The 12,354-nt window shown below is 53.4% G+C and carries 8 protein-coding genes; 3 read left to right on the top strand and 5 right to left on the bottom strand.

Translation table 11 applies throughout. The annotated features are described in order from the left end of the window. Nucleotides 1-44: 44 nt before the first annotated feature. Nucleotides 45-1,073, top strand: a complete 1,029-nt coding sequence (yhjD, locus tag ACE15A_RS01015) for an inner membrane protein YhjD (protein ID WP_023247787.1) — start codon at nt 45-47, stop codon at nt 1,071-1,073. A gap of 350 nt (nt 1,074-1,423) precedes the next feature. Next, nucleotides 1,424-2,746: an MFS transporter gene (locus ACE15A_RS01010; RefSeq protein ID WP_023247786.1), complete on the top strand. Its 1,323-nt coding sequence runs from the start codon at nt 1,424-1,426 to the stop codon at nt 2,744-2,746. Nucleotides 2,747-2,817: 71 nt separating this feature from the next. Here the strand turns inward: ACE15A_RS01010 and ACE15A_RS01005 are convergent, their stop codons facing one another. Together ACE15A_RS01005 and pdeH are read right to left on the bottom strand one after the other, a co-directional pair. Beyond that, nucleotides 2,818-4,878, bottom strand: a complete 2,061-nt coding sequence (locus ACE15A_RS01005; RefSeq protein WP_053508008.1) for an AsmA family protein — start codon at nt 4,876-4,878, stop codon at nt 2,818-2,820. 110 nt (nt 4,879-4,988) lie between these two features. Continuing rightward, nucleotides 4,989-5,756 carry a cyclic-guanylate-specific phosphodiesterase gene (gene pdeH / locus ACE15A_RS01000; protein ID WP_023247784.1) on the bottom strand — a complete coding sequence of 256 codons (768 nt, stop codon included), beginning with the start codon at nt 5,754-5,756 and terminating at the stop codon, nt 4,989-4,991. Nucleotides 5,757-5,985: 229 nt separating this feature from the next. Between pdeH and ACE15A_RS00995 the strand changes: the two genes are divergently transcribed. After that, a complete protein-coding gene (locus tag ACE15A_RS00995) occupies nt 5,986-6,915 on the top strand; it encodes a sugar kinase (RefSeq protein WP_053508009.1) in 930 nt (309 codons plus the stop codon). A 125-nt stretch (nt 6,916-7,040) separates the two neighbouring features. On the opposite strand, the gene ACE15A_RS00990 is transcribed toward ACE15A_RS00995, so the two are convergent. The 3 genes from ACE15A_RS00990 to hmsP form a co-directional block, all read right to left on the bottom strand. Continuing rightward, on the bottom strand, nt 7,041-8,528 hold the full coding sequence (locus tag ACE15A_RS00990) for a pitrilysin family protein (protein ID WP_023247782.1): 1,488 nt from the start codon (nt 8,526-8,528) through the stop codon (nt 7,041-7,043). A gap of 219 nt (nt 8,529-8,747) precedes the next feature. Further along, nucleotides 8,748-10,034, bottom strand: coding sequence for a C4-dicarboxylate transporter DctC (dctA, locus tag ACE15A_RS00985; RefSeq protein ID WP_000858228.1), 1,287 nt, complete (start codon nt 10,032-10,034; stop codon nt 8,748-8,750). Between the two features lie 157 nt (nt 10,035-10,191). Beyond that, nucleotides 10,192-12,198: a biofilm formation regulator HmsP gene (hmsP, locus tag ACE15A_RS00980; RefSeq protein ID WP_023247781.1), complete on the bottom strand. Its 2,007-nt coding sequence runs from the start codon at nt 12,196-12,198 to the stop codon at nt 10,192-10,194. Nucleotides 12,199-12,354 lie beyond the last annotated feature (156 nt).

The raw sequence follows: 12,354 nt of genomic DNA, 5'->3' as shown, positions 1-12,354 counted from the left end.
AGCTATACTGACTACTCTATTAATGATGAAGGACTACCGACCTGATGACGCAGGAAAATGACGTAAAACGCCCTATTCAGGAACTGGAACACGACCCGATACAAAAAATAGAAATGCAGCCGCAAGATGCGCCGGAAAAAAACGAAAAGGCAAATCAGGCGTTGCATGCCGTCACCACCCTGATGCAAAAAATTCAGCGTCAACCGATGGTGGCCCACCTCATTCGCGCGACCGAACGTTTTAACGATCGACTGGGCAATCAGTTTGGCGCAGCTATCACCTACTTCTCGTTTCTGTCGATGATCCCGATAATGATGGTGTCCTTTGCCGCAGCAGGTTTTATCCTCGCCTCGCACCCTAATCTACTGGAAGATATTTTCAGCAAGATATTGATGAATGTGAGCGATCCTACGCTGGCGTCCACGCTTAAGAACACGATTACTACGGCGGTTCAACAGCGTACCACGGTTGGGCTGGTCGGACTGGGTATCGCGCTCTATTCCGGCGTTAACTGGATGGGCAACCTGCGAGAAGCGATTCGCGCCCAGTCACGGGACGTCTGGGAGAGAACGCCGCAGGACCAGGAGAAAATCTGGCTCAAATATCTGCGCGATTTTATCTCACTGATTGGATTATTGGTCGCTTTAATCATTACGCTTTCCATCACTTCCATCGCCGGTTCCGCCCAGCAGATGATTATCTCCGCCTTATATCTCGACAGCATCGAATGGTTAAAACCAGCCTGGCATTTGATCGGTCTGGCAATCTCTATTTTTGCCAACTATCTGCTTTTTTTCTGGATTTTCTGGCGACTGCCTCGCCATCGTCCACGTAAAAAGGCATTGATTCGCGGGACATTTATCGCCGCTATCGGTTTTGAGGTGATTAAAATCATTATGACCTATACGCTGCCATCGCTGGTGAAATCGCCTTCCGGCGCGGCGTTTGGCTCCGTACTCGGTCTGATGGCATTCTTCTACTTTTTTGCTCGCCTGACGTTATTCTGCGCGGCCTGGATAGCGACCGCCGAATACAAGGACGACCCGCGAATGCCGGGTAAAACGCAACGCTAATCTGCGACTTGCTGCCGGATGGCACGCACGGCGTCGTCATTCGGCCTACTGCTGTGTGGACCCAGGCCGGGCAAGCAAAGCGTACCCAGCGGTACAATCAGGCACGTCCTTCCGCCACATCCCATTGCTTCAGCATATAAATCCAGTAATTAACTTTTATTTAACCAAAAACCAGTCTTATTCACTAATTTTAAAATTATGTGAAGCATTTCATAGACGCAAAATGGCTGGCTTAAACATTATCCCCTTTTTGCGCTTTTTTTGACCATCTTTTGCTTTTGTTACACATTGAAATATAACTTTTGCTGTGCGTAATATGGCTATTCGTTCGCTAAAAATAAGAAAATAGTATGCAAGCAACCGCCACAACACTCGACCATGAACAGGAACATGTTCCGGTAAACTCACGCAATAAAGTCGTTATTGCCTCGCTTATCGGCACCGCGATTGAGTTCTTCGACTTCTATATTTACGCCACCGCAGCGGTGATCGTGTTCCCCCATATCTTCTTCCCACAGGGCGATCCCACTGCGGCAACGCTACAATCGCTCGCCACCTTCGCTATCGCGTTTGTGGCGCGTCCGATTGGCTCTGCGCTATTCGGTCATTTCGGCGACCGGGTAGGCCGCAAAGTCACGCTGGTGGCTTCGCTGCTGACGATGGGGATCTCAACAGTCATTATCGGTCTGTTGCCGGGCTACGCGACGATGGGTATTTTCGCGCCGCTGCTGCTGGCGCTGGCGCGTTTCGGCCAGGGGCTGGGGCTGGGCGGCGAATGGGGCGGCGCAGCGTTATTGGCGACAGAGAATGCGCCGCCGCGGAAACGCGCGCTGTATGGATCTTTCCCGCAGTTGGGTGCGCCGATCGGCTTCTTTTTTGCCAATGGCACCTTCCTGTTACTCTCCTGGCTGCTGACCGATGAGCAGTTTATGAGCTGGGGCTGGCGCGTGCCGTTTATCTTCTCGGCGGTGCTGGTGATTATCGGTCTGTATGTGCGCGTGTCGCTGCATGAAACGCCAGTGTTTGCGAAAGTGGCCGCAGCGAAAAAGCAGGTGAAAATACCGCTGGGCACGTTGCTGACGAAACATGTCCGCGTAACCATTCTCGGCACGTTTATCATGCTGGCGACCTACACACTGTTCTATATCATGACCGTCTATTCCATGACTTACAGCACCGCCGCCGCACCGGTGGGACTTGGCCTGCCGCGCAATGAAATACTGTGGATGCTGATGATGGCGGTGATGGGTTTCGGCGTGATGGTGCCCGTCGCCGGCCTGCTGGCGGACGCATTTGGCCGTCGGAAAAGCATGGTTATCATTACCACGCTCATCATTCTCTTCGCGTTGTTCGCCTTTACCCCACTGCTGGGTTCAGGCAATCCGGCGCTGGTATTTGTGTTCCTGTTGTTAGGTTTGAGTCTGATGGGGCTGACCTTCGGCCCAATGGGAGCGCTACTGCCGGAGCTGTTTCCGACGGAAGTGCGCTATACCGGCGCGTCGTTTTCCTACAATGTGTCATCGATTCTGGGCGCTTCCGTCGCGCCGTATATTGCCGCATGGCTGCAAAGCCACTACGGGCTGGCGGCGGTAGGAGTTTACCTGGCGTCAATGGCGGCGCTGACGCTGATTGCGTTGCTATTAATCCATGAGACGCGCCACCAGTCGCTGTAATAGGGCGGCCGGATGGCGCGACGTAGGCCGGATAAGACGTTTTGCGTCGTCATCCGGCGCTACGTTTCACGTTACTGCTTCATCTGCGTTAAAATCGTCCGGCACTGGTTGGCTTCGCCTTCAGACGGCGAAATTAGCGCCAGTAACGCGGCAGCGGGCGTTACCAACGTCGCCAGCGCTGCCGCAACCGCGCCGCGCGCAATCAGCGGACCGGGCTTGACGCCCGCCTGCGGATTTTTAAATGTCCCGCGCACGTAAAGCGGCGATCGCAGCGTAATAATACGAATCCCCTTACTTTCCGGATCAATGGTTAAATCAAGCTGTTCAGAGGCGAAACTCGCCGTACCGGTCACGTTAACCAGCGCATTTTCCGTATCAAAAGCAAAAATTTGCGGTCGCGCCACGCCGTTCGCAATATTGAGATTCGCCGCCGCACAGTTAACCCGCACTTCGTCATCGCCAAAAATCTGCCCGACAATATAGTTGCCGACGTTCAGCCCCACGATTTCCATCAGGTTGCGGCTAATCAATCCGTCATTCATCAATAACTTGAGATTACCGTTACTGTTGCCAAGCAGCGCGGCGACCGAGTTGCCCGTGCCGCGAATATCCGCATCGCCGTTCAGCTCGCCCAGCGTTTTCTGCATCAGCTCCACATCCGGCATCAGTTCTTTAAGCTTCAGCCGACGTGCCTGTATATCCGCCCGCCCCTGCATCGGCTTTTTATCCCCTTCCAGATGGATGTTGGATACAATACTGCCGCCTGCCAGACCAAACTTCAGCGGCTGTAGACGTAAGTCGGCGTTTTTCAGGATGATATGGGTCGAAAGATCGCTAATCGGCAGACTGCCGCCATGCTCAATACGCCGGCCTTTAAACCGGACATCGGCGTCCATGACGTCCCATTTGTCGGTTTCGAAGCGATCGTAAGGCAACACTTTATCCGCCGGCTGAACATTCTTCTCGCCTTTGCGCTGTTCAGACCGTTTCGACTGCTCAGCGCCTTTCCCGGAATCCACGCCAATCAGCGGCCCAAGATCGGCCAGTCGTAACTGGCGCGATTCGACCTCACCTTCCAGTTTAGGACGCGGTTTACCGGTGGTATAAGTGAGGGAGCCGTGGATATCACTGTCGCCAATACGCCCGTTAAAACCACGATAATCAAATACCGACGACTTTTCGGCGTCAATTTTCGCCACTAATCGCCCATCGGTCTCAAACGGCGGCGTATCCGGCAGCAGCACGCCGGTTAAATCATATAAATCGCCCAGTGAATCGCCAGAGAATTTAAGCCGCAGATCGACACCGCCCATTTTCATTGGTTCGTTCACCACGCCGCTAAAAGCCACCCGCGTATTGCCAGAGCGGAAATCGGCCTGCACAGGAAAAGGCGTACTTTCGCTGCGTAGCGCCAGCATACCGCCTATTTTCCCCGTACCGGTCAACGGCTCCCCGTTATAACGCCCCTGCGCTTTCAGGCCGAAGACATAGTCGCCCACGCTGGATTTGTCCTCTTTGCCTTTCGTTCCCGTCACTTCGCTGAACGGCAACGGTTTGCCCAACGGATCTATCAGTATAGTGATATCCGCTTTGCTGACCTTATCATCGATCGCGATTCGCCCCTGGTCGAAGAGAATATTATCCAGCCGGAAGGACCAGGCGGAAGGTTTAGCATTGGGGTCCGTATTCTCGTCTTGCGCGAGGTTAAAGGTCCAGTTATTGGTTTTCTCGGACAGGCGAATAAGACGCGCGTCGGGTTTCACCAGTTTGATCCACGGCAGCCAGACGGTTTTGGTCAGGAGCGCCAGCGGGGCGAGTGTCGCCTCAACGCGTGGCAGATGCACCATCGTTACTTCCGGAATATCCGGCGGATTGCCGAGAATGACGTCTTCCGCATGAACATGTGGCCATGGTACCCAGCTTCGCCAGCCGGTCTCCTGTTTTTGGCGTTCCCACACCACACCTACATCGCCTCGAATAGCGAAAGGCCGGTTCAATTCGGTAGAGACTTTCTGGTTGATGGTCGGTTTGAGGCGGTTCCAGTCAAATGTTGCGATCAACACAATCACTATGACGATCAACAACAAGAAAGTCCCTGTGATGGCGGCGGTTATTTTGCCTGCTTTAGTCATGTGTTATTTCCTCACTTCTTCCCTTGCCTGTCCTAAAGATAGTCCAGTCAGACGAAAAAGGAGGACGACCGCGCCTCGTAATACCACGTATTACGGGGAACAGTCTGGCGTTACAAGGTCAAAATTACCTCTTCGAGCGATATCAGCGGCACGGGTCGGGAAAGAAAATAGCCCTGGGCGGCAAAGGCGGGTGAGCGCTGTACATCACGCCACTCTTCCAGCGTTTCCACGCCTTCGACAATAACGCCGCGGCAGTAGCGGTTCATCAGTTGCAGCAGCAGAATGAACAGGTTGCGCCCCTCCGGGGTCTGACGCAGCATGACGAACAGATCTCGCGCCACTTTAATATAGTCATACCGCACTTCGCTCAGCGCTGAAAAGTTGGCCATACCAGTACCAAAATCATCCAGCCATAGCGGGCCGAACTCACACATCGAGGCGAAAGAGGAGTCTTTTGGTAAACGAATATGTTCCACCAGCTCGAAACGCAGCCAGGGTAAGCGTTCCATCGTTGCCAGAATGTCCGGCTGTTGTCGCATGGCAATCAGCGTAGGGCCGTCGACATTGACCGATGCCAATAAGTGATGACAAGTGAAAAAATCCGCTTTTTGTTCAAGCTGATGAAGTTGTTCTTTCACTACGTCAATGCGGTGTCGAACCGCTAATTCCGCAAAATAACGATCCGGGGCAATACGTCTGGAAGGGTTATCAGGATGGGTTACGACAGTCAGAAGTTCAACCGCCATCAGACGGCCATTCGTCTGGTATATCGGCTGGTAAGTATAGGCACGCTCGCATTGCAGCCAATAGCGCCGTTCCTGCAAGTTCTCTATACCTGCATCAGGAACGTTTAGCTGCTGGATAACCTGCTTTATCATCTCAGTTGTCCTGTTAATGGGAGTGTGACTGTCCGGACTCGTCAAAGGTTACCGGCGTTCAGGCAGAGAACTTTACCCTCGGTCCCAGGCAAAATAAAAACAGGTTACGAAAACCTGTCAGAAATACGTTTTGGCTCAAAAAAATAATGGAACGATGTTTTAATATGATTGACCACTAAACATCCACAGCGCACACTAACGCTAATTTTTACAGATCAGGTTCACGACTATGTCTAAAAAGATTGCCGTGATTGGCGAATGCATGATTGAACTGTCGCAGAAAGGCGCTGATGTTCAGCGCGGCTTCGGCGGCGACACGTTGAATACCTCCATTTATATTGCCCGTCAGGTCGATTCTGCCGCCTTGACCGTTCACTATGTGACGGCGCTGGGTACCGACAGTTTCAGCCAACAGATGCTGGAGGCGTGGCAGCATGAAAATGTGGATACATCGCTAACGCAGCGGATGGAAAATCGTCTGCCAGGTCTCTATTACATCGAAACCGACGACACTGGCGAACGTACCTTCTACTACTGGCGTAACGAAGCGGCGGCGAAATTCTGGCTGGAGAGCGAGCAGACGGCGGCTATCTGTAAGTCGCTGGCGACCTTCGATTACCTCTACCTGAGCGGCATCAGCCTCGCGATTTTAAGCCCGGCCAGCCGTGATAAGCTGCTGTCTTTATTGCGTGAATGCCGCGACAACGGCGGAAAAGTGATTTTTGATAATAACTATCGCCCGCGTTTATGGACAAGTCGCGAAGAAACGCAGCAGGTCTATCAAAAGATGCTGGAATGTACCGATATCGCCTTCCTGACGCTGGACGATGAAGACGCGCTATGGGGTAAGAAACCGGTGGAAGAGGTCATTGCCCGCACCCATGCGACAGGCGTACAGGAAGTGGTGGTAAAACGCGGGGCGGACTCTTGCCTGGTCTCGATTCAGGGCGAGGCGCTCATTGACGTTCCGGCGGTCAAACTCCCGAAAGAGAAAGTGATAGACACCACTGCCGCAGGCGACTCCTTCAGCGCCGGTTATCTGGCCGTTCGTTTGTCGGGCGGCAGCGCGACGGATGCCGCGAAGCGTGGGCACCTGACGGCCAGCACCGTGATTCAGTACCGTGGGGCGATTATTCCGCACGACGCGATGCCGCAGTAAGTCATTCGCTTTTGCCCGATGGCGCGGCGCTTACCGGACCTGCGTGAACGTTGTGCCTGTGCCGGATAAGGCGGTCACGCCGCCATCCGGCATTTTACACAGGGCTCGGGCCGACGGGCGGCAGGTTACTGTGCCGCCGGCGTATCCGTCACTTCCGGATGCGCCTCATCCGTTTCAACAGCGGCGGCAGTCGCCGGGGCCATGATTTCATCCCACGTCGCCTTTAACGCCTTCATATTAAATTCCGGCTCGCCTTGCGGTTGCAGCAAAATTAATGCCATCTCCTGCGATAGCTGCTGACGTAGATTCTGATTGAGCATATCGACGGTCAGGCTGTTGAGGAAATTCTGGCGCAGCTTCTGATACTGCTCCGGCGCGATATCCACCACCTGATTCTGCAGCGAGCGCATACGCTGTCCAGTCAAAATGTCGGTATCGGTACGAGCGTAGGTCGCGAACAGCTTTTGCAATTCGAGATTCTTCTGCGCCACCAGAGCAGTAAACTCCTCTTCCGACAGACCCTTATCGCGTACTTTCGCCAGTTCATTCGCCACCAGGCTCAAATTGGTATTGAGCTTATCATTAGGTGATTCAATATTGATGGCGCACTGCGCGCGCAGAAATAGAACCCGGCAGTCAAACCCCAGACCAATATCTTTCGCGTTATTTTTAGTGAGCTCCTGCTGGATATGCCAGAACAGCGCTTCGCGCGCCAGATCCGCCTGCCAGTAACGCAACAGCGCCGCCGATTCGCGAATCGGTTGCCACGGCGTATCCCACATAATGGAGAGACGATCCTGGCGCACCGCATCGGTCATAATGCTCACTGACTCCGCCCGCAGCGGCGAAAGCGTCGGCACTGGGGCGGGCGCTTCGCGTTTACCTTTCAGCGTACCGAACGTTTTATTGATTTGCTCGGCGACGGAGCGCGCATCAATGTTGCCGACAATAATCAGCGTCATGGCATCCGGGGTGTACCATTTTTCATAGAAAGACTGAATTTTGGCCGCGTCTACCGGCTGCTTTAACGGTTCGGCAGGATCGTGCCCCAATAACGCCGACCCTTTCAGCCGATAACGCCACCAGCCCTCTTTAGTATCTGCTGGCCACGTCGCGACCATATCTTCGCTGCTTAACGCATGATTCACCGTCTCTGGAGTAATGGTTAATTTACCGGAAACATTAGCCAGATAGGTCAGCGCTTCTTTCAGCAGATCGTTACGGTTATTGGGTAAACTGAGGTTATAGAGCGTGGAATCATAAGAAACAATAACGGGCGGCATGGGACGTTTAGGATCAAACCCTTGCTGCCATAAAGAACGTGCCTGTGCGGCATCCAGACCACCGCTTTGCGTCAGCGCGATACGGGGAATCGCATGGCTGAACCCGCTCTGTTGCGTACTTTCGGTGAGCGAACCGGTATTAACCTGCAGACGAACTTCAATACGATCGCTGGGGCGCTGAGGCGTAGCCAACACTTGCCACTGTAACCCATTAGCCAGCGTCCCCTGTTGCCATGCCGGATCGGGCTGGAGCGCATCTGCCTGCACATAGCCGGCAGAGGCCAACATCAACAGACTGCCCGCTAAGAGTCGAATTTTTGTGCCCTGCATGTGAACCCCTGATCAACAATCCTGGTAATAAAAAGACAGCCCCGGCAGGGGTGCCTGAATATGACGTAAAAACACTTCGTGTTAGACCGCAAGAACCTAAAAATGTCACGGAAGAAGTGAAATAATCCCTAAGCATCATGCTGTATGCTTTGGGCGCAGGGGTCAATTATGCGCAAACACCCGCAGTCCTGGAAGGGACTACGGGCATAAGTGGCGAGATTAGGAGGAAATTTCGTGCGTTTTGCCATCCGGCGCACGATTATTAAGCACATCGTCCAGCTTTTGGTGATCTAACTCTTTCACCCATTTGGCAACCACCACCGTCGCCACGCCGTTACCCACCAGGTTAGTCAGCGCGCGCGCTTCGGACATAAAGCGGTCGATACCGAGGATTAACGCCAGTCCCGCAACCGGTAAATGTCCAACGGCGGAGATAGTGGCCGCCAGCACGATAAAGCCGCTTCCGGTCACGCCTGCGGCGCCTTTTGACGAGAGCAGCAGCACGACCAGCAACGTTATCTGGTGGAAGATATCCATATGGCTATTGGTCGCCTGGGCGATAAACACCGCCGCCATCGTCAGGTAGATAGAGGTGCCATCGAGGTTGAACGAATACCCCGTCGGGATCACCAGTCCAACCACCGACTTACGGCACCCCAGTTTTTCCATCTTATCGAGCATACGCGGCAGCGCTGACTCGGAAGAGGAGGTGCCGAGTACAATGAGTAATTCTTCCCGGATATAGCGAATAAATTTAAAAATGCTAAAGCCCGTTACCCGTGCAATCGTCCCCAGTACCACCACCACGAAGAGAATACAGGTGATATAGAAGCAGATAATGAGCTGCCCCAGTTGCACCAGAGAACCGACGCCGTATTTACCGATGGTGAAAGCCATCGCGCCAAATGCGCCAATCGGCGCCAGGCGCATGATCATGTTGATAATGCCGAAAATGACCTGCGAAAAACTCTCAATCACATTGAAAATTAGCTGGCCTTTGCTGCCCAAACGGTGCAGCGCAAAACCAAACAACACCGCAAACAGTAAGACCTGCAGAATGTTGCCGCTGGCAAACGCGCCGATCACGCTGCCCGGTATGACATCCATCAGAAAGGCAATAATGCCCTGCTCCTTGGCTTGTGCGGCATAAACGGCCACCGCCTGCGCATCCAGCGTTGCCGGATCGACGTTCATCCCGGCGCCAGGTTGCACGACGTTAACGATGATAAGACCGATAATCAGCGCAATCGTACTGACAATTTCAAAGTAAAGCAGCGCTACCGCGCCGGTACGGCCCACCGCTTTCATGCTTTCCATGCCTGCGATGCCCGTCACGACAGTACAGAAAATGACAGGAGCGATGATCATCTTAATGAGCTTAACGAACGCGTCGCCAAGCGGTTTCATTTGTGCGCCCAGTTCAGGATAGTAATGGCCAAGGAGAATACCAATGGCGATTGCTGTCAGGACCTGAAAATAAAGACTTTTGAACAGAGAGGTTTTCATAGGGTGTCCTTGAAGTAAAAACCACAGGTCTTGTAAGGTTATGAGTAACCTGCGGCCTTAAAATAACACCCACACAACATGACAGAAATGCGCCAGGATCATAATTGAAACAAAAATGTTAAAAAGTTTGAGCTGGCTCGCACAAGCGCGACCTTTTTTAACTTTTGTAATCAGGATTTACGTGCGGCAGATACCGTTCTTCAAAGATATCCGCGGGAACGGGGCGAGCAAACAGGAAGCCTTGCGCCACGTCAACCCCAGCCTGTTCCAGCCACGCGCGCTGCGCCTCGTTCTCCACGCCCTCGGCAATCAATTGTAAATTAAGACTGCGGGCCATCAGGATAATCGCCGTTACCATACTGTGATCATCCGGTAACCCATCGACAAACATTTTATCAATTTTAAGGATATCGACCGGTAACGACTTCATATGCTGTAACTGGCGCAGCCCCGCGTAGCCCATGCCAAAATCATCCAGCGCAATACGCACGCCAGCATTACGTAACGGACGTAAGATGGCGACGGCAGCGTGTGGATCGTCGATACGGCGGCTTTCAGTGACCTCAAGAATCAGCGTACCCGATTGAATACGATAGCGGTTTAACAATTCCAGCAGCTCCGACACCATGCCTGGGTGCATGAGCTGTAACGCGGAAAGATTGACGGAAAGCGGCAATGTCACGCCGCGCTCCTGCCAGGCGGCAAGCTGGCGACAGGACTCTTCCAGCACCCAATAGCCCACCGTGACCATCAGGCCGCAGGATTCAATGCGCTCAATCAGCCCCTCCGGTAATTCCCAGCTACCGTCCTGCTGCTGCATACGTAACAAGGCTTCAGCGCTTATGACGTTGCCGCTGCGCATCTCGACCTGCGGCTGTAGCCAAATGGCGAATTGATGGTTATCCAGCGCGGTAAGGATATCGCTCTCTTCGGTAAGGCGCTGTTGAGCGGCCTCCATCTGCGCCGGGTCAAAGAACTGGATCTGATTTTTACCCTTCCGACGCGAGGTAAACGCGGCGGAGACGGCACGACCATAAAGCTGTTCGGCGGTCAGATCGCCATAATACATCGCGATGCCAATACTGCAGCTTGGGCGTAGTTGAATACTTTGGATGGGAAGCCGCTCATTAATGATAGTGAGTATTTGCTGACCTAATGTGATGGCGTGCCACGGCTCTTTTACGCCGTGGGCGATAATGGCAAAGTCATACCCGCTGACCTGCGTAAGCACCATGCGCGGCGCCAGCACCGACTTCAGCTTCTCAACCAGCGTCAGCAATAGAATCTCCCGCTGCGTTTCTTGCAGCACGCCTGCTGTGTCACGCAACGTTTCACACGTCACGATGATAAGCGCGGTGGTCTGTTGGCGGGTGACAACCTGTTCCAGCAGCGCCATTAAAAAGGCTTTATTGGGAAGATCGGAAACCGGAAAACGCATCGCGTTGTCCGTTTGCTCCTCGCTTTGACGCTGCATAAGCTGCTGGTTGAGGTTATAGCTGCGCACCAGCATCCCAATCTCATCATCCTGATGCAGACGCGGCAACGCCAACTGATGCCCGATAAGCTCTTGCTGCGGAATGTCATTCAGCTCCCGGGCAATTTTGCGCAGCGGGTGCACAATCAGGCGGTTTACGCACCAGGCGATGGCCACCGTCAGGATTAGCGATAAAAGTAAGTAAATGGTCACTAACGTAGAGAGCGCGCTCATGACGAACTTATACATACGGTACGAATCCGCCTGCAATACAAGGTAGGCCAGAGGTTGCGGATTGGCGGGACGCTCCAGCGAATAAACCGGCAGAGAAATTTGTACCGGCAGTTCGAAGAGACGCGTCACCGTGACCGGGACGGGGCGTTCAGGAATAAAGCGCTTGCGCAACGCCTGGAACTGATTCGGCAATACCACATCGGCGCGACTCACCACGCCCGCAGGTTTAATACTTTCCAGAATGGTTTCCGCGCCGGGGAGATCCGCTTTTAAAATCGCGGAAGAAAGGGGTTCCCGGACGGATCGCGCGATGCTTTCCAGTTGCGTAGCCGTGTTGTAGCGGTTCTGCTGCACCAGATGGAACAACAGAACGGTGCAAAAGACAAAAACAAACACCATGACAACGGCCGCAACCATTGCCATCTGTTTAATTGTTAACGAGCGGCTGACGCGCAAATTGACTCTCCCTGGATATCCCGGACTGCCGCCTGAGTATACCCGATTGCAGCGGCATTAAGAGAGGCCGTATCTGAAAAGGACTTTTCTGAATAACGGTTAATGATAGCGTCTGATGGCTCTGCGCTTCTCAGGCCTACGGCGCATATCAATACG

It is taken from the genome of Salmonella sp. HY31 (assembly GCF_042604575.1).
GTDB classification, from domain to species: domain Bacteria; phylum Pseudomonadota; class Gammaproteobacteria; order Enterobacterales; family Enterobacteriaceae; genus Salmonella; species Salmonella diarizonae.
The sequence above is the reverse complement of the archived record's forward strand: the minus strand, read 5'-3'. Positions and strand labels throughout refer to the sequence as shown.

Excerpts from the sequence above, each read along its gene's own strand:
- yhjD (WP_023247787.1), top strand. The coding sequence starts at position 45 with ATGACGCAGGAAAATGACGTAAAACGCCCTATTCAGGAACTGGAACAC.
- ACE15A_RS01010 (WP_023247786.1), top strand. The coding sequence starts at position 1,424 with ATGCAAGCAACCGCCACAACACTCGACCATGAACAGGAACATGTTCCG.
- ACE15A_RS01005 (WP_053508008.1), bottom strand. The coding sequence starts at position 4,878 with ATGACTAAAGCAGGCAAAATAACCGCCGCCATCACAGGGACTTTCTTG.
- pdeH (WP_023247784.1), bottom strand. The coding sequence starts at position 5,756 with ATGATAAAGCAGGTTATCCAGCAGCTAAACGTTCCTGATGCAGGTATA.
- ACE15A_RS00995 (WP_053508009.1), top strand. The coding sequence starts at position 5,986 with ATGTCTAAAAAGATTGCCGTGATTGGCGAATGCATGATTGAACTGTCG.
- ACE15A_RS00990 (WP_023247782.1), bottom strand. The coding sequence starts at position 8,528 with ATGCAGGGCACAAAAATTCGACTCTTAGCGGGCAGTCTGTTGATGTTG.
- dctA (WP_000858228.1), bottom strand. The coding sequence starts at position 10,034 with ATGAAAACCTCTCTGTTCAAAAGTCTTTATTTTCAGGTCCTGACAGCA.